This is a genomic window from Salmonella sp. NW1250 (assembly GCF_051812965.1).
Classification (GTDB): domain Bacteria; phylum Pseudomonadota; class Gammaproteobacteria; order Enterobacterales; family Enterobacteriaceae; genus Salmonella; species Salmonella enterica.
The window spans coordinates 91,708-109,604 of the sequence record NZ_JAMNDD010000011.1 but is presented as its reverse complement, the minus strand read 5'-3'; the positions used below and the strand labels follow the sequence as shown (position 1 = coordinate 109,604).

Genomic DNA, 17,897 nt, shown 5'->3' with positions numbered 1-17,897 from the left:
GGAGCCTGGATAATGTCACGTTATCGTCGCGTTAATATCGACGGGGAATCGCTCTACAAGACCGAAACCCGCCTCACCTCCGCAGAACTACTGCCAGGCACTGCCGTCACTATTAACAGTGATGGTAAGTTCGCACAAGCCACTGCATTAACTGGCCGCATGTACATTATCGATTGCGCTTATCATCAGGGACTTGGCATTCGTGATGCCGTTCCTGCTGGCGATTCTGCTGTTGGCAACTATGTAGAAGAAGGCCGTGAACTTGCGCTTCTGTGTGTACCTGGCGCGTACAAGAAGGACAGCCCGATTAAGCTTGGCGCGGCTGGTCAATTCACACTGGCAACTGGCGACACCGATTCAGTAATCGGCTACAGCCAGGACGAGTTCACCATCGCAGCCAGCACCACCGACTTCATTCGCGTTCGTATGCGCGTTGGCACTGCCGCCGCTGCAGGCGCGTAACAAAAGGATAAACATATATGTATTTCTCTAAAGAGACACTGGCGACCAACTCGCGCCTTGGTGGTCACTGGAATGAGCTTTGGGCAAACCGCAACATGTGGAACGCACAGCATGATGCCATGATTGCGGCAAATCGTTCTAATATGACTCCTGAATGGCTGGCGGTTAATGCTGTAGGCGGTTTTACGCGTGATTTCTGGGCCGAAATTGACCGTCAGGTGCTGCAACTGCGTGATCAGGAGGTTGGCATGGAAATCGTCAACGACCTGATTGGTGTGCAGACCGTTCTTCCTGTTGGCAAAACAGCAAAGCTTTACAACGTTATTGGTGATATCGCTGATGATGTTTCTGTAAGCATTGACGGTCAGGCTCCATTCTCATTTGACCATACCGAATATGCGAGCGACGGAGACCCGATTCCGGTATTCACCGCAGGTTACGGTGTGAACTGGCGTCATGCTGCTGGTCTTAACTCTCTCGGTATTGACCTTGTGCTGGATTCGCAGATGGCTAAAATGCGCAAGTTTAACCAGAAGCGCGTCAACTACTATCTGAACGGCGACCCGAATATTCAGGTGCAGTCCTACCCGGCGCAGGGTATCAAAAACCACCGTAACACCAAGAAGATCAACCTTGGTTCTGGTTCTGGTGGCGCAAATATCGACCTGACCACTGCCGATATGACAGCACTGTTTGCTTTCTTCGGGAAAGGCGCATTTGGTACGCTGGCGCGCGCCAACAAAGTCGCTCAGTATGATGTGATGTGGGTGTCACCTGAAATCTGGGCTAACCTGGCTCAACCATATGTAGTAAACGGCGTAGTTAGCGGCAACGTACTGAATGCTGTGCTGCCATTTGCGCCTGTTCGTGAAATTCGCCAGACCTTTGCGCTCAGTGGCAACGAGTTCATTGCCTATGTTCGCCGTCAGGACATCATTTCTCCGCTGGTTGGTATGGCTGTTGGCGTCGTGCCGCTGCCGCGTCCGTTACCTAACGTTAACTACAACTTCCAGATCATGTCTGCTGAAGGTTTGCAAATCACCGCAGACGACCAAGGCCTGTCCGGAGTTGTCTATGGCGCTAACCTTGTGTAAGGAAATGGTATGGCTAAATACGAAGTTGTACGACCATGGTTCGGCGTAAAGGTTGGCGATGTGGTGGATATAAAAGAACTGCATCCAGCCCTGAAGTCGAACGTTCGCCTGATGCGTGGAGAGGCGGGTGGTGACCTAACACCGGCAACTCCAGAAGCGAAATCAGGCCGACGCCGTAAAAACGAAGAAGACGAATAGCCGCGAAAGCGGTTTTTTTATGCCCCGTTCCGGCGGGGCTAATAAGGTGCATAACATGATCCCAGAAGATATGAAGCAACCATTGCCGTACACGAAGTTTGCTGAGATTTCATCGTTGAGCGTCGCCAATGAGATCAGTCTGGCGATATCCAGTACCACCGAACTGGTTAAAGACTCGTCGAGCGTGGAACGACTGATTCTCCTGAAGCATCTTCGCGCGCTTTGCGAACTGCAACTCAATAAATTATCAGGGCTGGAATAGCTATGGTAACGCTGGAGAAGGCCAAAGAGTATTTGCAGAGCCAGGGAATAAATCTTCCTGACTTCATGCTTCAGGCGTTAGTGGACGATGTTAACAGCATTCAGGAATGCCTCGATGCGCATTACCCGGCATCAAAGGCGCTGGCAATCCAGATGTATTTGCTCGCATTGATGGGCCTGGCGCAAGGCGACAAGTATATCAGCTCACAGACTGGCCCTAATGGTGCATCTCGTTCATTCCGATACCAGTCGTTTCCGGATCGCTGGAAAGGGGCGCTGGCACTGTTGCGCGTCACCGATAAACACGGCTGCGCTAATGACCTCATCCCTCCAGACCCGACCAATACAGCTTTTGCTGGCATATGGATTGCCAGGGGTGGATGCATGTGTGGCGGGGGGCGGTGATGGGGTGGATATCGGTTAAGAAGCGGCTGCCGGAGCCTTTTGTCAAAGTCTGGGTGATGACCGACAGTGGTAAACGCGTTACCGGATACGTCAAAAGCAACGGTGACTGGTATCTGCTGTGCCGGAAGGTTGCGGCGGAGAATCCGGAGGTGATCCGGTGGGAGGATAACGGTGTCTGAAACAGCTGCATGGAGCTATACCAATGTTGCCACTGTTTACCCGCGAGTCTACGACGACTGGAACAGCACCTGGACAACCGGAACCCCCTACCTGCTTGACTGCACCTGGACGGCAAACAATGAGGTTGCGGTAGATGCCAGCGGGAAAGAGTTCACCACGAACCTGATTTTCTTCACTGAACTGAAGCGCAATGGCATCGATGCGACCATGCCGAAGCGTGACTGGTATATCGCCAGAGGTGACACAACGGCACAGGCCGATCCGCTGAAAGCTGGTGCAAACGTCATCAAGGCGGTGACGGAATGGGATATGTCACCATTCGGCGAGGAGCCGGACTACAAAATTCTGACGTGAGGCGATCATGCCCGTAAAAGGTATCAAGCGTGTTCAAATGAACACCCGCAAGGTGCTGGCAGAAATTGCCGGGCCACGCACAGAAAGAGTGCTGACTGAGGTCATGATTGTCGGATCGTCTCACGCCGCGCTACTTACTCCCATTGACACATCCACGCTTATCAACAGCCAGTACAAAAAGCTTGAACCAATGCCCGGTGGGATGCAGGGAAAGGTCGGGTACACGGCTGCATACGCTGCCGCCGTTCACGGTATGTCCGGGAAGCTAAAAGGCCAGCCGCGTGAACACTTCGGCAGAACTCGCGCTGGAAAAGAATTCGGTGGCGGCACGGGGAAGGGGAACTACTGGGATCCCGATGCCGAGCCGGGGTTCCTGACCAAAGGCTTCGAGCGTGACGGTTTCAACGAGATAAAGGCCATCATCAAGCAAGGGTACAAAGTATGACACGTAGCGAAGTGTATGACGCGCTGAGAGCGTGGTTGCAATCGCATGGCTTTGATGTTGGTTATCGCGTCCAGAAACGCTTCTGGAACGAGATGGAAGGTACGGAAGTGGAAAGATACCTTGTCATCCAGCAAAACGGCGGTGGCAAGCCTGAGGAAGCCATAACGCGCGACTTTTTCCGCATCCTTGTTTTGTCAGGCCAGAACGACAGCGACATCAATGAAGTTGAAAACCGCGCCGACGCCATCCGCCAGGCGATGATCGACGACTACCAGACTGAGTGCATCATCTCGATGCAGCCAATCGGCGGTATCACCGCCATCCAGACCGAAGAAGGCCGTTACCTCTTCGATATTTCCTTTCAAACCATCATTTCCAGATAACACGGAGATAAAGACATGCAAGAGTTAACCTTTGCATATCTGCGTGAGGCTCTTTCCTATGACCCTGATTCTGGTTTATTTACCTGGAAAGAGAGGCCGAAAAGCCACTTCAGCAGTGTGAAGGCATGTAATCAGTCAAATTCTCACTTTGCTGGGAAAATTGCGGGGAGCAAGGATCCTAAACATGGATATCTACGAATTAAGCTTTGTGGGAAAAATCATAAGGCACATCGGCTTGCATGGCTTTTTATGCATGGTTGCTGGCCTGAGGGTGAGATTGACCATGTTAATGGCATAAGAGATGACAACAGAATGGAAAACCTTCGCGATGTTTCCCACAAATTGAATATGCGAAATAGGGCCACCCCAATAACAAATAGGCATGGTCTGCCTGGCGTCTCATATAGAAACAGAAAGAAACCATGGTTTGCGCAGATTATGAATAACGACGGCAGAAACGAATATCTTGGTTCATTCAAAACTCCGGAAGAGGCTTCTTGCGCCTATCTCCTGAGGGCGAGAGAGCTTGGCTATCACGAACAACACGGTAATAGGAGTTAAAATTATGGCAGGATGTGAAGCGGGTGCTTTTACAGGGCGCGATGTCGTCGTTTACTACGCGATTGGCTGCCCAGAATCACAACCATCCAACGGTGACTATAAGCGACTCGGCATGATGCGCGGTAAAACAGTTAATGCAGAGTGGGAAACCGCAGATGCAACTGCCGATATGAGCGCCGCGTTTACGCAGGAAAATCTTGTTACCTATAAGAACATTTCGTTCTCTGGTGACGGCGTTACCCGCAAAGAGGATGTATACGCGCAAAACGCGCTGAAGCGTCACGTTTATAACCCGCCAGCGGAGACCAGCAACCAGCCGTATGTGTGGTTCAAAATCATCTCTCCAAACGATATCACCGAAGGGCCATTCATGGTTACTTCATGGGGTGATGAAGCTCCACACGATGATGTGGCAACGTGGTCCATTGAGGCATCAAGTGCAGGTCAGGTTGACGTGCGTGATGTCGGGGCAGTTATTACCATTACCACCCAGCCGCAGGGTAAAACACTGACTGCTGGCGACACCCTGACTCTCACTGTTGCAGCTACTGTTTCAGATAGCTCATCATTGACTTATCAATGGAAAAAAGACGGAACCAATGTGAGCTCCGGTGGTACGACAGCTATATATACTAAGTCCAGTGCGACAACAGGCGATTCTGGTTCATATACTTGTCAGATTAGCTCCAGTACCGCAGCCAGTGTAACCACCAATCCGGTCACAGTGACTGTCAACGCATCGTAACTTCTTGCCAGGAGGCACCGTCCTCCTTTTTCTTATGGGGATTCATGAAAGCAATCACCGATATCGGCCAGGCTGTCATTCGCGCCGGCGACAAAGAGATATTTCTCAACCCTTCATTTCTGGCTATGTCCCGAATCGGAACGCCTGAACAAATCGTTGATGTTTTCGTGAAAGTTCATGCGGGCCATTACCCAAAGCACAGAATTGCTGACCCCCAGATACTAAAAGCGGCTAATGCCCGCTGCTTTGCTGAAATGGCGGCAGCTGCAGCCAACGTAGTCAAGCGCTGTTCTGAAGGTGACGTTGCTGAAGTTATCGGATCCTACTCGGTTACTAGTGCGGGGCGACTTCTGTTCAAGCCGGGAGCCATCCCGATCGAGGATGTTATCCAGATTGCCCGCCATCTGATTCTTCATGGTGTAATGGGCGACCAGCCACCGGAAGAATTCGAAGGAAAGAAGGGTGAATACAGCGACAAATTCGATGTACGGTCATTCGTCTATACCGCTGTTGCTCACCTAGGCATGAGCGAGTCAGACGCATGGGATATGACCATGACCAGCTTCCGGGCCGCCATGAACGCTAAATTTCCGCAGAAAGAGAAAGCCAGAGTGCCGACTCAGGAGAAATACGACGAAGTCATGGACTGGGCAGAACAAATGCTGGCGATGGATGCGCAGAGGCATGGGCCGCACTAAAAAATCTCTCGCCTTAAGAAATTCGACAAGTGACTTTTAAGACAATGCCTCGCATACGCGGGGCATTTTTGTATCCGCAGTAAATGCGCATTCCCCGCGCTAATCAAACCAGGAGCCCTTTTCGGGATATGAGACAGAGATAGGACGGTGGCTTCCGTCGTGCCGCTCTTGGGCTGTCCATATCTGGGGAACTGGCTCATATCACCAAAAAGGAAAGAATGATGTCTAACATTATCCCAATTAATTTCGAAGGCCACTCGATGCGCTTCTATGATGATGGCTGGATTGATGCAACAACAGCAGCGGAAAAATTCGATAAAGTGCCAAATGAATTCCTCCGTCTGCCGGAAACTGAATCATATATTCAAGGACTTGAGCGTAGATACGGGAAAATCCCGTATGTAAAAACCAGTCGGGCGCGTAAAGATCGTGGCGGCGGAACATGGCTGCATCCAAAACTGGCTGTTCGCTTTGCACGCTGGCTTTCTGTAGATTTTGAAATCTGGTGTGACGAACAAATAGACGCCATTATTCGCGGCCATACAGCACCTGTTGATGATGAGCGCATTAAGGCAATCTTTCTGCTTAGCGATCCGTCTTCGTGGGAAAAGCGTTTTAATGACCCGCTGTATGATGCGCTATTCAGAATGACCGGGCTTCCCCGCCATAGAAATGATCGAAAACCAATGTTATTCAGCCTTATTAGCGCTAAGTGGATTTACGGGCCGGTCCTGCCTGCTGAAGTCTACGCGGATGTAAAAGCACGACTGGCGGTCGGTGAGAAAATCCACCAACACCTAAAACCAGACGCACTTAAACTGGTTGAGAATCAGATTATTGCTGTGACCAGCATTGCTAACGGTTGTTCCGACTATCGAGACTTCTAATCCCGTTGCATGGCAGCATTCCCCGTCAAAGGGCAGATGAAGCTTCTTTATGCGGCAGCGTGATGAATGGTGCGTACAGCCCACTCAGGTGGGCTTATATTTTAAGCCTATTCGGGGATATCTATGATGAAGCCAGTGACATCCCAAGCTTCCATCGGAACGTGATAACCCAATTCTTTCAAGCGATTGAATGTTGGCTGGAAAACGGAAATGTAATCATCTTCGTTTAGGCCCTCAAGATCTAAATCGTCGAGTTCAATGCTGAAACTAGAGTGACCGAGCTTTATCTTTTTACTTATTTCAGCAAATGTTCTCTTGAAAATGATTCTGGACACTTCTTCTTTGGCTTTTTGGATGATTGCCACAGCCTCTTTAGCCGATATCTGTTTATCAGCAGGGATTTCTCCAACAAAACTCCCTTCTAGCCTTTGAACTATCTCAGCGTTCATTGAACGGCCATTACTCTTAGCGAAATTTTCAATTTTTTCTTTTAATTCAATTGGAAGTCTTATACGCAACTGCGGATCTTCTCTGCTCATATTACGTGTTCTTCCTGCAAAAATTCACAATAAGTAAATTATGCCCCACCGTGGGGTTGACAGCAATGACGCACGGTGTGACACTTGTTGAGTGCCTCACGGTGGGGCAGTGATTGGAGGGTGAAATGGAAAAAGCAAAAGATATGTACCAACGTAAGGTTCGATTCCCAGAGGACGTGCGCAAAGCAATCGAGAAGAATGGCGGTGATGAGTGCCGGCAGTTCAATACTGAGCTGATTTACCAGTTGAGAAAGGTGTACGGGTTGGCGGGTGAAAAAAATGCTCAAGCATGAAAACGTTGAAGCCCCGACTGCGCTAACAGTCAGGGCTTCGGTATCGAACAAATCCTACGACGGAAATATTGACATGAAAAGTATATCAAAATTATCGAAGAACGAAAATACTGTTGTTGCGGCAGTAACATTTAATTTCCATGAAACTCATGATGTACGAATTCAGGTAATCGACGGTGAACCGTGGTTCTGCCTGAAAGATGTTTGCGGTGTGCTGTGCATTGCTAACCCTCGCGATTTGATGGCGAAGCAGCTCGATAAAGAGGGGGTAGATAAAATCTACACCCTTACAGATGGCGGCAAACAGCAGTTAGTTTACGTCAACGAACCAAATCTCTACCGCGTCATTTTCCGCAGTAACAAACAGGAAGCCAAACAATTTCAGGATTGGGTATTCAATGACGTTCTTCCTACGATCCGCAAATCCGGGCGTTATGAGCGTCAGCCAGCGGCAGATCCGTTGACACCTAATGATATGAACAATCTCAAACGTCTTATTTGGCTGATGACAGACAGCATGAGATTAAAGCAGTCATGGAGCAATGGTGTCTGGTATGCATTACGCGCAGCTACCGGCAGACCATCGCCGCAGCCATTTACTGTGGACGATTTACCTGTTTTGGGTGAGGAGTGCCGCCGCATCATGAAAATCACATCGGCATTTAATAGCGCTGTATATGCGTTCGAGAAAGACGTTATTCGCCGTGTCGTCCGCCGCCGCGGTGATTTTGAGCCGCTTATTGCAGAAATGGATCGCGCGTTGCTTGAGTTAAAGGCACAAGAGCAGGAAGGCGTGTTGATGCTGAGTCAGTTTGAGGAATATAACCTTAACGAGTTAATTGCCAGGAGGCACTGATTAACCAAAGAAAAACCGCCAGTGGCTGCTGGCGGCTTACATTAACTACTGATTGGAGTCTTACATGCAACAATCTTCATCAACTGCTGTAAATGTAGCACCGTTAAATGCGGTTGTCGATCCCCTCGATTGCCCTGTAATCGTGTGGGAAGGAGTGAGGGTCGTCACGACTGATACTCTTGCCAAAGGATACGGAACGGATGAGTCCAATATCCGTAAAAATCACTCTCGTAACAATTCCCGATTTATTGAGGGGATCCATATTTTCACTGTTAAAGGAGGAGAGCTGAAGAGTTTGCGAGTGACTAATAGTCACGCACAAATTTCAAACAAAGCGCGCTCTGTGACGCTCTGGACAGAAAAAGGCGCGGCTCGCATGTCAAAAATTGTCGATACTGACGAGGCGTGGTCTTTCTTTGAGCGCCTGGAGGATTCGTACTTCCGTCCAGCCACGGCTGTCGGCATCCCACTTACCTACGAAGCGGCTTTAGAAGACCTGCTGGCAAAGGTGAAGGAAAACCGGGTTATCACCGAACAGCGTGACCGGGCAGTGAAAGAGAAGCTTTGGATCTCTGAGAAGCGGGAAGCTACTGCTATGGCGACCGCCTCTGCGGAGAAACGTAAGGCGAATGCTTTGGCTGAGAAATTGGGTGAATGCAAAAAACACGCGACTATTAAAGCAGTGCAGCGAGTAACTGGTAAGTCATTCAGCCACTGGCCGTTGAAGAAATGGTGTGCCGCTAATGGCATGGAGCCTAAAGACGTACCGGATGCGACCTACGGTAGTGTAAAATCATGGCCCGCAGAGGCATGGAAGGCAGTTAACCAAATCGACATAAAGGGGATGTTCTGATGCAGGCTTTACAGCGAGTAAGCGCCCCGGTGTACGTGGTTTCTAATCATGGCAAGACGTTCCGCTGTTTTAGTCGAAACACAGCAATTAAGCGGCTTGCTCATTTTATGACCCAGCGGATGTTCTGTCGCGCAGGTATTGAGACACGACCGGTTACGAAGGTGGATCGTGATGACGTAGCTATCCACTACATCAACAAGCCAATCCAGCGTTACTGGGATGCACAGGCGAGATGTGAAAGGCGGCTGAGAAAGATCCTTTCCAGAAAGTAGCACCACCCTTTAGCAAAGCTATAACCCAAACCCGCTTAACTGCGGGTTTTGTCGTCGCCATGGATAGATGATCAGTTTATATAGCGATGTCCCGCGTGATAAATTTACGGAAATACATTTCGTGGTGAATCAAAGTGGAAGATGAAAAAAAGCGCCAAATGCAGCTTCAACTGACACTTCAGCGACGACTGGAGAAAGTCACTCCAGAGCTATTCTCTGAATATCTTTTCGAACGCGGCGTCAAAACAGTCATATGTCCAATTTGTGGTAGTGATGATATTTCTATCCCTAACGCCAGTTCGATGACTGTAGGGCCTGAAGGGTGTGAAAGCAACACTTATGCCATTCCAGTCAAACTAGACACAGAAGGGCCACCATACTCATTGGTGAAATATGAGTATCGATTGATATGCAAAAACTGTGCGTATTCGATGCATTTTGCAACGTGGCCGGTATTGAAGTGGGTGGAGCAGAAGCTTTCAGATTCAGGGAAAGGGACTAATGAATAGCAAGATGGATGACAATATTCACGTTGTAGACTTCCCAAAACATGGTGGTGGCGGTAGCGGCAGTGACGGAGGCGATATGTACACACGCGAGAGACTTGCAAGACTTGAAGCCACAGACGAACTGCGAGAGCGAAACATCCGAGGCATTGAATCTGAGCTGAAAAGCATCAACCAAAACCTTTCATCAATGGAAAAGCGATTCATTGATAAGATCGACGACAACCAAAAATGGCTGGTTGGCCTTTTGGTATCGGCAATACTTGTTCCATTATTCATTGCTTTAGTTACCAAGTGATCTGTAACTGTTCTGTCGTCGCCCGATCCCTGCTACTCTTTTAGCACATTTACCAAAGGGGATAGCACGTCCTTGTGCCAATAGATGAGTCAGTTGAGGTAATTTACTTGGCGTAAACGAGGCAGCACTCGTCGCCAGTTTTCATCTGATATGCTGTGAGGGTTAGGAGCAATGTGTTTTGTTTCACGTTCGAGAATCTTCCTTCCGGCTTCCAGGGTTCGCTGATACTCAAGTGCCATTGAGTAGAAACTTGGAGCGTATTCAGATTTGAGAGTTCTCAGTGCCGGGTATGCCAGTTCGATTTTTTCCCGCATGTATTCGGCGGCATTCCATACCCAGCATAGGGTGCAAAGTTCTTCACTGGTGAGATGCCCTGACGAAGTTGCAGGAAGCGTCTCGCGTCCAAGATATTCACCTTCCAGCACGGTCAGGTATTCGATGGCTTCGCTGACCTGCTCAGGCTGCAACTGATGAATATGCTCAACGTCGAAGCGCTGATGCACTAACTTCCAGATATCGGGATAGATTTTACCGAGGCCAGTCGTGATTAACCGTTCTGCCGTCTGGCGCAGCGGGGTGAGTTGTTTTGCTGTGCACTGGCGAATTTTTGGCTTAATTTCCACGTTACCAGATACCATCGCGTCATATGCCCGAATCACTTTGAGAGCGAAAGAGGCGCTGATCCACATGGCATAAGAGTAAACCAGTTCCTTGCAAACGTAAGTGCCACCGTAGCGTCCTTTACGGGAATCAACAGGTTTAAATGCTCGGATCTGAGCATTTAAAATTTCATCAATTAATTCAACGGTTTTATCTAAGCGAAGCCAGTTTGCAGGTTTGTCTTTCTCTTCGCCGCCTGATGCCTGATGCAGATCATTCAGCGAGTAGCGCCCCTGAGCGTCTTTATGGATGGTGATATCGGAGATGATGATTTGGTTAGTCATAATGACCTCACTGATTTTTTCGAAGTACCACTATCGGAGTGGTGCCGGGAGGTTCGAAACGGCTCAGTGAGACCGCGGACTTATTCCCCGTAAGGGTGTTGTATTCGTCGCCCTCCCGACATTGTTCGGGACGTGACCGCGCTATGCGTTCACTGAATGACAGACATAAAAAAGCCAACACTGTCGGGGTTGGTTCTGACCGCACTGAGAAGAGGTTTCGACGCCTCGTGCAAAACAAGATAGCGGATGCTGATCTGTCCGTCAACTGGTGGTAGGATTCATTTAATACCCAAAACTGGAGAAGCAACATGGAACAAGACCAATTGCAACGCTTGGCAGAGGAAGTTGCTGCTGCCTATTTACGCTATCTTAAACATAAAACTGGCGATGATAAAGTTACATATGATGGAGTAACGAAGCGTGTTGTATTTGAAGAGTTGGCGTTTGCTCTCGTTGGCGTGTCTCACTACAATGCTAAAAACTCACCAGAACACCCAATTTTGAGCGATCCACATAAACATCTTTCTGAGATGATAAATATATTCACCAAGCCATACACGATCACTGATTTTGGCATTAGGGTTGTTGAACATCTTAACGAGATATCCATCCATAAAGAACGTGGGGCAGCAATGTGAATAAGTTACCGCTTATATTGCTTGCCTGTGTTTTATTACCAGGGTGCGATAATAAAAGCGATGACGCGCTATTAACAGAGGCAAAGACTTCAGTCAAAAGCGCCTTGGCAAAGGAGTACAAACCAGGTGAATGTGAAAACTGGCGGTTTATGGAGTCTGCGGGGACTATCTCTCAAGGAGCGTCTAAGGTAGTTTGTGATAGGAGTTTCAATATCAGTAAAGGCGTAGAATTCCACGATGTTAAGATTTTTAGACATGAAGGGAAAGACGCAGTGTGCGGCATAGTTTCTGGGGAAACAGATCTCAGCAGAATAGGTGCAAGATTTGTTTATGTCGATGCTGATGAATCTACTTTCCTGAAAATGTCAAGGCACCCAGGTTCATTTAGAAGCAATGAATCACGGCATCTTACTTCACTGATTATTGATAATTTTAATAAATCACAGGAACGATGGTGTAAGTGATAAGTTTTTAATTAATAAACCGGCTGTCGGCCGGTTTTTTTACGCTTGGAGAAAATCACATGGCTACAACGGTTGGTGAAATTGAAATAATTATAAAAGCTGAAACAGACCAGCTATTGAAAGCAAATAAGCAAGTTGATCGCATTACCGACAACATGGAGTCTGGATTTAAAAAGGCAGACAGGTCAGCCGAAAAGCTAAACACAACAGTAACGAAAACTGCTGGCGCGGTATCTGGTGGATTGAGGTCAGGTATGCAACAGGCAGGTTATCAGATTCAAGATTTTATTGTCCAGGTTCAGGGTGGTCAGTCAGCTCTTGTGGCATTCAGTCAGCAAGGTTCGCAGCTCGCGGGTGCGTTTGGCCCCGGCGGCGCAGTGGTTGGGGCGGTTATCGCTTTAGGTTCCGTATTGGTTGGATCGCTATCGACTGCATTAGGCAGTACGAAAGACGAAATGGAGCAATTGAAAAATGCGGCCGAAACTTTAAATAAAGTTGTGGTTATAAATAGTCAGGGGGTCGCAGCGCTATCTAATGACTATGCCAGGCTGGCTGTCACAAACGCCACTTTAGCTACTCAGTTAAGAGATAATGCCGTTCAGCAATTTGAGATAGCTGTTAGGGATGCAGGCAAGGCTATCACTAACGTTATTGATGATCAGTCATCTTGGTGGAGAAGTCTTAATGGTGGTGTGGCTAGCGTTAAGGCTTTTGGTGGTGCAATGGATACGATGGAGATTAGTTCCGGTAATTTCAACGATGCGATTAAGAAAGCAACATCGCTTGGCCCGGCATTTAACTCCTCAACCATGACATTGATTAACACGGTTGCGATGCTTTCCAGCCAGTTTGATATTTCTGATGATGCGGCATTTGGGCTAGGAAAAAGGCTAACAGATCTTGCTAAAAACCCATCACCACAAGCAGTAAGCTCTCTTGTTAATTACATGAGTTCTCTTAAGCCGACAACTCAGGATGGTGCTGATGCTATACATAATCTTAGGACAAGAATTCTTGATGCCGCCGCTGCAATGCAACAGGCTCATGATGATGGCGAGGCATTGAAAAACACGCTGAATGAGCTTAGAACGGAGGCGCAGCAGGCTAATTTTGATGGAATCAGCAAACAACTTGAAGCGCAGAGAATAGCGCTAACCAAAGGCAAGCAGGCAGCCATTGAATATGGAATTGAACAGCAAAACCTAACTCGCGAACAGAAAGATCAACTTATAGCGGCGTCAAGAGTCAATGCCCAACTGGAGGAAGAAAAAGATAAACGAGATAAAGCAGCAAAGGCAAGCTCTCGACATCAATCCTCTGTTGATGCGGCCCAGCAAGCGCTCGCGAAACAAAGCAACGCATTATCCCGCCTGAACACTGGTTACGCCGATGGCTCGCTCGAATTAGCGAAATACGATGCCGTAGTTGCTCTTGGAAACAAAGCATCAGCAGAACAGATTGCCAAAGCTGAACAGCAAGCGGAATCCATATGGAAAATCCAGCAGGCAACAAAAGCAGCCGCAGAAGAAGAAAGGAAGCGCACACAGGCGGGTCAAAACTTTACCGGGTTACAGGGTCAGGTTTCTCCAGTCGCTGCAGTGGATAACACCTACGCGCAGCAGATGGCCCAGCTTGATGAATATGTTGCGCTTTACCCGCAAAAAATTGCAGAGGCTGAAGCTGTCCGCGCAGGAATTGAAGACCAGTATCACCAGAAGCGTATGGCTGCCATGTGGGAAGAATGGCAGCAGCAGAGCGAGATCAACAACATGCTTGGCTCTGCAATCGACTCCTTGCAGGGGGGCGCAACCAACGCGATTACTGGTCTTATCAACGGCACCCAAAGCCTGCAAGAATCCTTTGCCAACATCGGCACGACAATCCTCAACAGTGTTGTCGGTAGTCTGGTGCAAATGGGGATCGAGTGGGTCAAGAGCCAGTTAATGGGGCAGGCCGCTGCGGCGGCATCGCTGGCATCGACAATGGCTCAGGCTACCGCCGCTGCATCTGCATGGGCGCCAGCAGCGATGAGCGCTTCTATAGCAACATACGGTAGTGCTGCTGCCGTGGGACAGGCTGCATACGCAGAATCGCTATTAGCGGCGAAGGGAATGGCTCTTGCTGGCGGTCGTCGCTACGGCGGCACGGTATCTGCTGGCAACGCCTATCGAGTCAACGAGGATGGTCGTTCTGAAATCTTCCAGACTGCTGGTGGTCAGCAGATGTTCATTCCGAACCAGTCAGGGAAGGTGATATCTGCTGATAAGGCGGGTGGGGGCGGAGTTCAAAACGTTTACTTCACCATTAACACTACAGGTGGAATAAGTGATGCTGAGTGGGCGCAAATCGAGGCTAAAGCAATTAACATCAGTAAGAAAATGGCGCTTTTCCAAATTAGTGACCAGGCCAATCGGCCAAATGGTATGATACAGCCGCGTAGGAAATAAAATTAACCCTGGAGGCGTAACGTGGAGATTGAAGTAACGAATATCACGGCAGCAGACAACGAGGTAGCAACAGGAATTAACGCGACTGTTACCTTTATTGATTACGAGAATAATAGCGGTGAAATTGTTGTTTACGTAAAGTTGCCTTTAGAAAAGCAACTATCAATTTCTGATGTTGAGGAAAAGGCTCAGGAATTGGCGAAGAATAAATTGAAAGAGCTTGTGGCTGGCTTTTAAACAGTCGTCCAGCATCGTAAACCCGCTCCGGCGGGTTTTTTATTGGGAGTAATCCATGCCAGAAACATTCACATGGACACCGCAGCGAGCTTATCAGGTAGAACGTACCCCAAACGTAGCCGTTGTTAAGCTCGGTGATGGCTACGAGCAGCGACAGGTGAAGGGTATCAATCCGTTAATGGATAAATATTCGCTCACCTTTCGCGGAGTCAGCGGCGCTTGCCGCAGCAACCCGGCAAAGGATGCTGAGGCATTTCTCAAGGCTCGAATGGCGGTAGAGTCATTCTACTGGACTCCATCCGATACGGGAGTGCAGGCATTGTTTGTCTGCCGCTCCTGGAATATGACAAAGACCGGGCCGCTGTTTGAACTGACGGCCACGTTTGAACAGGTGCCACGATAAGGAGAGTATTATGACTTTAGAACAGCGAGTTGAAGCGCTGGAAAAAACGGTAAAGGTGTTAGCAGGGAGGGATTTTGCTGTCGATGGGGGGCGGGTGTTCATCAATGAGGCATTTATCCAAGAGGGGGCGACTAAAGCGGCCCGGAAACAGGCCGCCATTTGCTTTTATATGTTAAGTTTGGGAATTAAGCCTGATGTAACTCCTTCAGGTTACTAACCCATTGCTGCACAGAAGGGGATTTAATGTCAGATAACTCCTTGATGATTTGCTGACGTCCTTCACTGTCTAACTTCAGAGCTACGCTTAGAAGGATCATTTTAATATCATTCATTTCGTCAGCTACTTCCTTCAGGTTTTGATTCTTTGTATTAAATTGAATTTTGGCACTTATTTCTTTCATATTTTCCCTTAATCAGAGGTAATCAGCCATCCCTCGTTACCTGAGTGCGCCAGTGTCCCACCACTGACGGGCTGAACCACACACTTTAACCAGGGTTAATGTCCCGTAACACCCTGACAAATGATCAGTAGCCACCTTTTGGTGGCTTTTTTATTGGAGTCTTTCGTGCGTGACATACCTGCAAATTTAATTATCGAAAGCGTCGATGCCGGAGTCGGCGCTATCATTGACCTTTTCGAAGCAGACCTGCAACCATATGGCGGTGACCTTATCCGCTTCCATTCCGGTACAAATGGCTATTTCGGTAATGTTATCTGGAAGGGCAACCAGTACCAGGCTTACCCGATAGCTGTGGAAGGATTCGAGTCGAAGAACGAAGGGACCTATGCTAGGCCAACAATGGTTGTGGCGAACGTGACCGGCCTGATTACCGGGATTAACCACGATTTTGATGACATGCTTGGCGTGGTAATCACCAGGCGTCAGGTGCCGGTAAAATATCTTGATGCGGTTAACTTTCCGAACGGTAATCCTGATGCAGACCCGACACAGGAGGCCGTTTCCCGCTACGTTGTCGAGGAGATGACGGAAGAGACGTTTGAACAGGTGACCTACACGCTGGCGACACCAATTGACTGCGATAACGCCATTATCCCGGCTCGCACTATTCTGGCTGACGTGTGCCAGTGGCAGTATCGCGGCGTTGGGTGTGGATATGACGGGCCGCCAGTTGCAGACGAGCGTGACAATCCAACCACTGACCCGGCGAAGGATAAATGCTCTCATCGGCGTACCGGATGTCGGTTCCGCTATCCCCGCCCTGAACCAATGCCAATAAGCAGTTTCCCCGGCTCTCAAAAGGTCTCCTGATGCAAGAATTACTCGATTATGCGGCATCGTCGCAGGATGAGGTGTGCGGCTTAATCCTTGATGGCGGGCGGATTTTCCATTGTCGGAATGTTCACCCGGAACCAGGAAAGCACTTCCGGATCAGTGATGATGACTGGCTGGCGGCCGAGGAGGCTGGAGAGGTGACTGCGGTATTCCACTCTCACCCAATGAACAGCCCTGTCCTGTCCGGTGCAGACCGTAAATGCCAGGTTGCATCGGGCCTTCCATGGGTGCTGGCCTGTAACGGGAAAATCAGAACGTTCAGACCGGTGGATTACCTTTTGGGGAGGCGGTTCGAGCACGGAGTGACTGATTGTTACACGCTATTCCGTGATGCGTATCACCTGTGCGGCATTGACCTCCCTGATTTCGAAAGGACGAATGGCTGGTGGCTGAGAGGGGAGAATCTCTATCTGAACAACATGTCGCGCAATGGCTTCAATCAGGTATCGCCGGGAGAAGCGCTGCCAGGTGACGTAATAATCAGGCAGCCATTCGCCGGTGCCGACCCTTGCCACGCAATGATTCTGCTCGATGACAATATGGTTCTTCACCACGATTGCTCAGGGCATTTAAGCCGGAGAGAGCAAATGCGCCAGGCATACGTTAAGCAGATGCATTCCATATGGAGACATGAACAGTGCTCATCTTTAAATTTGCAGGGCATTTACGCCGACATTTCCGCAAAGTCGAGCTGAACGTTGATACCCCTGCCCAGGGCATTCGTCTTTTGCTTGCTCAGAATCATGAGTTCAAAAAAGCATTCCTGAACGCCAGAGTAAGAATGCGAGTGGCGGGTGAGGATGTTGAAACGTCTTCGGTGCAGTGGCACATGGATAGGCGCCTGAAGGATGGCTCTGTAGTGCTGTTTGTCCCGGTGGTTGAGGGGGCGGGACTTGAGACCAGTACGATAGTTCTCATTGCCTCACTGGTGCTGTCTGCCGCCTCGGTTGCTTACTCCATCTACATGTCCCGGAACATGAAAACTAAAACGTCAGCGGAAGCGGCTGAGACAAACACGCTAACGAATAACTCATTTACCAGTGCGGAAAACCGTGTCGGGCAAGGCCGCCCGGTGCCAATACTCCTCGGCGAGATGGAAGTTGGTTCTAACGTCATTTCTCTCGGCATCGACACTTCTAATAACGCGGACTGGACAGAATCAATTAGCTAAGGTGGCAA

30 protein-coding genes are annotated in these 17,897 nt (G+C 49.1%); 27 read left to right on the top strand and 3 right to left on the bottom strand.

What is annotated here, in order from left to right:
* Positions 1 to 12 precede the first annotated feature (12 nt).
* From NBA72_RS18415 to NBA72_RS18355, 13 genes are all read left to right on the top strand, one after another.
* Positions 13 to 462 carry a gp53 minor capsid family protein gene (locus NBA72_RS18415; RefSeq protein ID WP_001747835.1) on the top strand — a complete coding sequence of 150 codons (450 nt, stop codon included), beginning with the start codon at positions 13 to 15 and terminating at the stop codon, positions 460 to 462.
* A 17-nt stretch (positions 463 to 479) separates the two neighbouring features.
* Entirely contained in the window at positions 480 to 1,556 is a 1,077-nt protein-coding gene (locus tag NBA72_RS18410) for a major capsid protein (RefSeq protein ID WP_000273924.1), read from the top strand.
* A gap of 9 nt (positions 1,557 to 1,565) precedes the next feature.
* On the top strand, positions 1,566 to 1,754 hold the full coding sequence (locus tag NBA72_RS18405) for a hypothetical protein (RefSeq protein ID WP_001151796.1): 189 nt from the start codon (positions 1,566 to 1,568) through the stop codon (positions 1,752 to 1,754).
* Between the two features lie 55 nt (positions 1,755 to 1,809).
* Positions 1,810 to 2,016, top strand: coding sequence for a hypothetical protein (locus NBA72_RS18400; protein WP_267270316.1), 207 nt, complete (start codon positions 1,810 to 1,812; stop codon positions 2,014 to 2,016).
* Positions 2,017 to 2,018: 2 nt separating this feature from the next.
* A complete protein-coding gene (locus tag NBA72_RS18395; RefSeq protein ID WP_020838519.1) occupies positions 2,019 to 2,420 on the top strand; it encodes a DUF7370 family protein in 402 nt (133 codons plus the stop codon).
* Entirely contained in the window at positions 2,420 to 2,599 is a 180-nt protein-coding gene (locus tag NBA72_RS18390; protein ID WP_020838521.1) for a DUF551 domain-containing protein, read from the top strand. The genes NBA72_RS18395 and NBA72_RS18390 overlap by 1 nt, the downstream gene beginning before the upstream one ends.
* A complete protein-coding gene (locus NBA72_RS18385; RefSeq protein WP_020838522.1) occupies positions 2,592 to 2,954 on the top strand; it encodes a hypothetical protein in 363 nt (120 codons plus the stop codon). Before NBA72_RS18390 ends, NBA72_RS18385 begins: the two co-directional genes overlap by 8 nt.
* Positions 2,955 to 2,961: 7 nt before the next feature.
* A complete protein-coding gene (locus NBA72_RS18380) occupies positions 2,962 to 3,399 on the top strand; it encodes a hypothetical protein (RefSeq protein ID WP_020838523.1) in 438 nt (145 codons plus the stop codon).
* Positions 3,396 to 3,782 carry a phage tail termination protein gene (locus NBA72_RS18375; RefSeq protein WP_001650226.1) on the top strand — a complete coding sequence of 129 codons (387 nt, stop codon included), beginning with the start codon at positions 3,396 to 3,398 and terminating at the stop codon, positions 3,780 to 3,782. Before NBA72_RS18380 ends, NBA72_RS18375 begins: the two co-directional genes overlap by 4 nt.
* Positions 3,783 to 3,797: 15 nt before the next feature.
* The gene (locus NBA72_RS18370; RefSeq protein ID WP_020838525.1) at positions 3,798 to 4,343 is read left to right on the top strand and encodes an HNH endonuclease signature motif containing protein; all 546 of its coding nucleotides are present in this window, start codon (positions 3,798 to 3,800) and stop codon (positions 4,341 to 4,343) included.
* Positions 4,344 to 4,347: 4 nt separating this feature from the next.
* Complete coding sequence (locus tag NBA72_RS18365; protein ID WP_020838526.1) at positions 4,348 to 5,088, top strand: phage tail tube protein; 741 nt, start codon at positions 4,348 to 4,350, stop codon at positions 5,086 to 5,088.
* 44 nt (positions 5,089 to 5,132) lie between these two features.
* Complete coding sequence (locus NBA72_RS18360) at positions 5,133 to 5,786, top strand: DUF6246 family protein (protein WP_023205069.1); 654 nt, start codon at positions 5,133 to 5,135, stop codon at positions 5,784 to 5,786.
* A gap of 221 nt (positions 5,787 to 6,007) precedes the next feature.
* The gene (locus NBA72_RS18355; protein WP_023253533.1) at positions 6,008 to 6,673 is read left to right on the top strand and encodes a KilA-N domain-containing protein; all 666 of its coding nucleotides are present in this window, start codon (positions 6,008 to 6,010) and stop codon (positions 6,671 to 6,673) included.
* A 107-nt stretch (positions 6,674 to 6,780) separates the two neighbouring features.
* Here NBA72_RS18355 and NBA72_RS18350 read toward each other — a convergent pair whose 3' ends face one another.
* Complete coding sequence (locus NBA72_RS18350) at positions 6,781 to 7,212, bottom strand: Arc family DNA-binding protein (protein WP_023972214.1); 432 nt, start codon at positions 7,210 to 7,212, stop codon at positions 6,781 to 6,783.
* A 125-nt stretch (positions 7,213 to 7,337) separates the two neighbouring features.
* On the opposite strand from NBA72_RS18350, the gene NBA72_RS18345 reads away from it, so the two are divergent.
* From NBA72_RS18345 to NBA72_RS18325, 5 genes are all read left to right on the top strand, one after another.
* On the top strand, positions 7,338 to 7,505 hold the full coding sequence (locus NBA72_RS18345; RefSeq protein ID WP_023972215.1) for a hypothetical protein: 168 nt from the start codon (positions 7,338 to 7,340) through the stop codon (positions 7,503 to 7,505).
* Positions 7,492 to 8,361, top strand: a complete 870-nt coding sequence (locus NBA72_RS18340) for a BRO-N domain-containing protein (RefSeq protein ID WP_001650222.1) — start codon at positions 7,492 to 7,494, stop codon at positions 8,359 to 8,361. Before NBA72_RS18345 ends, NBA72_RS18340 begins: the two co-directional genes overlap by 14 nt.
* 64 nt (positions 8,362 to 8,425) lie before the next feature.
* Entirely contained in the window at positions 8,426 to 9,214 is a 789-nt protein-coding gene (locus NBA72_RS18335) for an ORF6N domain-containing protein (protein ID WP_001187765.1), read from the top strand.
* A gap of 406 nt (positions 9,215 to 9,620) precedes the next feature.
* Positions 9,621 to 9,995 (top strand): hypothetical protein, encoded by a 375-nt coding sequence (locus tag NBA72_RS18330; RefSeq protein WP_016062811.1) that lies wholly within the window; start codon positions 9,621 to 9,623, stop codon positions 9,993 to 9,995.
* Positions 9,996 to 9,999: 4 nt separating this feature from the next.
* The gene (locus NBA72_RS18325) at positions 10,000 to 10,290 is read left to right on the top strand and encodes a hemolysin XhlA family protein (protein WP_228408081.1); all 291 of its coding nucleotides are present in this window, start codon (positions 10,000 to 10,002) and stop codon (positions 10,288 to 10,290) included.
* 89 nt (positions 10,291 to 10,379) lie between these two features.
* On the opposite strand, the gene NBA72_RS18320 is transcribed toward NBA72_RS18325, so the two are convergent.
* Positions 10,380 to 11,234 carry a KilA-N domain-containing protein gene (locus NBA72_RS18320; RefSeq protein ID WP_000184444.1) on the bottom strand — a complete coding sequence of 285 codons (855 nt, stop codon included), beginning with the start codon at positions 11,232 to 11,234 and terminating at the stop codon, positions 10,380 to 10,382.
* 308 nt (positions 11,235 to 11,542) lie between these two features.
* Between NBA72_RS18320 and NBA72_RS18315 the strand changes: the two genes are divergently transcribed.
* The 6 genes from NBA72_RS18315 to NBA72_RS18290 are packed head-to-tail and all read left to right on the top strand — an operon-like array spanning position 11,543 to position 15,640.
* Positions 11,543 to 11,872: a hypothetical protein gene (locus NBA72_RS18315; RefSeq protein ID WP_023234673.1), complete on the top strand. Its 330-nt coding sequence runs from the start codon at positions 11,543 to 11,545 to the stop codon at positions 11,870 to 11,872.
* The gene (locus tag NBA72_RS18310) at positions 11,869 to 12,336 is read left to right on the top strand and encodes a hypothetical protein (protein WP_023234674.1); all 468 of its coding nucleotides are present in this window, start codon (positions 11,869 to 11,871) and stop codon (positions 12,334 to 12,336) included. Before NBA72_RS18315 ends, NBA72_RS18310 begins: the two co-directional genes overlap by 4 nt.
* Positions 12,337 to 12,395: 59 nt before the next feature.
* Positions 12,396 to 14,783, top strand: a complete 2,388-nt coding sequence (locus tag NBA72_RS18305) for a phage tail protein (protein WP_439005010.1) — start codon at positions 12,396 to 12,398, stop codon at positions 14,781 to 14,783.
* 21 nt (positions 14,784 to 14,804) lie between these two features.
* Entirely contained in the window at positions 14,805 to 15,020 is a 216-nt protein-coding gene (locus NBA72_RS18300) for a hypothetical protein (protein WP_001747800.1), read from the top strand.
* A gap of 55 nt (positions 15,021 to 15,075) precedes the next feature.
* The gene (locus NBA72_RS18295) at positions 15,076 to 15,423 is read left to right on the top strand and encodes a phage tail protein (protein ID WP_001115297.1); all 348 of its coding nucleotides are present in this window, start codon (positions 15,076 to 15,078) and stop codon (positions 15,421 to 15,423) included.
* 10 nt (positions 15,424 to 15,433) lie between these two features.
* On the top strand, positions 15,434 to 15,640 hold the full coding sequence (locus NBA72_RS18290) for a hypothetical protein (protein ID WP_016062819.1): 207 nt from the start codon (positions 15,434 to 15,436) through the stop codon (positions 15,638 to 15,640).
* On the opposite strand, the gene NBA72_RS18285 is transcribed toward NBA72_RS18290, so the two are convergent.
* On the bottom strand, positions 15,609 to 15,824 hold the full coding sequence (locus NBA72_RS18285) for a hypothetical protein (protein ID WP_001650217.1): 216 nt from the start codon (positions 15,822 to 15,824) through the stop codon (positions 15,609 to 15,611). The genes NBA72_RS18290 and NBA72_RS18285 overlap by 32 nt on opposite strands.
* A 165-nt stretch (positions 15,825 to 15,989) precedes the next feature.
* Here NBA72_RS18285 and NBA72_RS18280 point away from each other — a divergent pair, with 165 nt between their 5' ends.
* The 3 genes from NBA72_RS18280 to NBA72_RS18270 are packed head-to-tail and all read left to right on the top strand — an operon-like array spanning position 15,990 to position 17,889.
* Positions 15,990 to 16,694, top strand: coding sequence for a phage minor tail protein L (locus NBA72_RS18280; protein ID WP_024157146.1), 705 nt, complete (start codon positions 15,990 to 15,992; stop codon positions 16,692 to 16,694).
* Positions 16,694 to 17,413, top strand: coding sequence for a C40 family peptidase (locus NBA72_RS18275; RefSeq protein WP_038806734.1), 720 nt, complete (start codon positions 16,694 to 16,696; stop codon positions 17,411 to 17,413). Before NBA72_RS18280 ends, NBA72_RS18275 begins: the two co-directional genes overlap by 1 nt.
* On the top strand, positions 17,356 to 17,889 hold the full coding sequence (locus tag NBA72_RS18270) for a tail assembly protein (protein ID WP_038806733.1): 534 nt from the start codon (positions 17,356 to 17,358) through the stop codon (positions 17,887 to 17,889). The genes NBA72_RS18275 and NBA72_RS18270 overlap by 58 nt, the downstream gene beginning before the upstream one ends.
* The last annotated feature ends 8 nt before the right edge of the window (positions 17,890 to 17,897 follow it).

Excerpts from the sequence above, each read along its gene's own strand:
- NBA72_RS18415 (WP_001747835.1), top strand. The coding sequence starts at position 13 with ATGTCACGTTATCGTCGCGTTAATATCGACGGGGAATCGCTCTACAAG.
- NBA72_RS18410 (WP_000273924.1), top strand. The coding sequence starts at position 480 with ATGTATTTCTCTAAAGAGACACTGGCGACCAACTCGCGCCTTGGTGGT.
- NBA72_RS18405 (WP_001151796.1), top strand. The coding sequence starts at position 1,566 with ATGGCTAAATACGAAGTTGTACGACCATGGTTCGGCGTAAAGGTTGGC.
- NBA72_RS18400 (WP_267270316.1), top strand. The coding sequence starts at position 1,810 with ATGATCCCAGAAGATATGAAGCAACCATTGCCGTACACGAAGTTTGCT.
- NBA72_RS18395 (WP_020838519.1), top strand. The coding sequence starts at position 2,019 with ATGGTAACGCTGGAGAAGGCCAAAGAGTATTTGCAGAGCCAGGGAATA.
- NBA72_RS18390 (WP_020838521.1), top strand. The coding sequence starts at position 2,420 with ATGGGGTGGATATCGGTTAAGAAGCGGCTGCCGGAGCCTTTTGTCAAA.
- NBA72_RS18380 (WP_020838523.1), top strand. The coding sequence starts at position 2,962 with ATGCCCGTAAAAGGTATCAAGCGTGTTCAAATGAACACCCGCAAGGTG.
- NBA72_RS18375 (WP_001650226.1), top strand. The coding sequence starts at position 3,396 with ATGACACGTAGCGAAGTGTATGACGCGCTGAGAGCGTGGTTGCAATCG.
- NBA72_RS18370 (WP_020838525.1), top strand. The coding sequence starts at position 3,798 with ATGCAAGAGTTAACCTTTGCATATCTGCGTGAGGCTCTTTCCTATGAC.
- NBA72_RS18365 (WP_020838526.1), top strand. The coding sequence starts at position 4,348 with ATGGCAGGATGTGAAGCGGGTGCTTTTACAGGGCGCGATGTCGTCGTT.
- NBA72_RS18360 (WP_023205069.1), top strand. The coding sequence starts at position 5,133 with ATGAAAGCAATCACCGATATCGGCCAGGCTGTCATTCGCGCCGGCGAC.
- NBA72_RS18355 (WP_023253533.1), top strand. The coding sequence starts at position 6,008 with ATGTCTAACATTATCCCAATTAATTTCGAAGGCCACTCGATGCGCTTC.
- NBA72_RS18350 (WP_023972214.1), bottom strand. The coding sequence starts at position 7,212 with ATGAGCAGAGAAGATCCGCAGTTGCGTATAAGACTTCCAATTGAATTA.
- NBA72_RS18345 (WP_023972215.1), top strand. The coding sequence starts at position 7,338 with ATGGAAAAAGCAAAAGATATGTACCAACGTAAGGTTCGATTCCCAGAG.
- NBA72_RS18340 (WP_001650222.1), top strand. The coding sequence starts at position 7,492 with ATGCTCAAGCATGAAAACGTTGAAGCCCCGACTGCGCTAACAGTCAGG.
- NBA72_RS18335 (WP_001187765.1), top strand. The coding sequence starts at position 8,426 with ATGCAACAATCTTCATCAACTGCTGTAAATGTAGCACCGTTAAATGCG.
- NBA72_RS18325 (WP_228408081.1), top strand. The coding sequence starts at position 10,000 with ATGGATGACAATATTCACGTTGTAGACTTCCCAAAACATGGTGGTGGC.
- NBA72_RS18320 (WP_000184444.1), bottom strand. The coding sequence starts at position 11,234 with ATGACTAACCAAATCATCATCTCCGATATCACCATCCATAAAGACGCT.
- NBA72_RS18315 (WP_023234673.1), top strand. The coding sequence starts at position 11,543 with ATGGAACAAGACCAATTGCAACGCTTGGCAGAGGAAGTTGCTGCTGCC.
- NBA72_RS18305 (WP_439005010.1), top strand. The coding sequence starts at position 12,396 with ATGGCTACAACGGTTGGTGAAATTGAAATAATTATAAAAGCTGAAACA.
- NBA72_RS18295 (WP_001115297.1), top strand. The coding sequence starts at position 15,076 with ATGCCAGAAACATTCACATGGACACCGCAGCGAGCTTATCAGGTAGAA.
- NBA72_RS18290 (WP_016062819.1), top strand. The coding sequence starts at position 15,434 with ATGACTTTAGAACAGCGAGTTGAAGCGCTGGAAAAAACGGTAAAGGTG.
- NBA72_RS18285 (WP_001650217.1), bottom strand. The coding sequence starts at position 15,824 with ATGAAAGAAATAAGTGCCAAAATTCAATTTAATACAAAGAATCAAAAC.
- NBA72_RS18275 (WP_038806734.1), top strand. The coding sequence starts at position 16,694 with ATGCAAGAATTACTCGATTATGCGGCATCGTCGCAGGATGAGGTGTGC.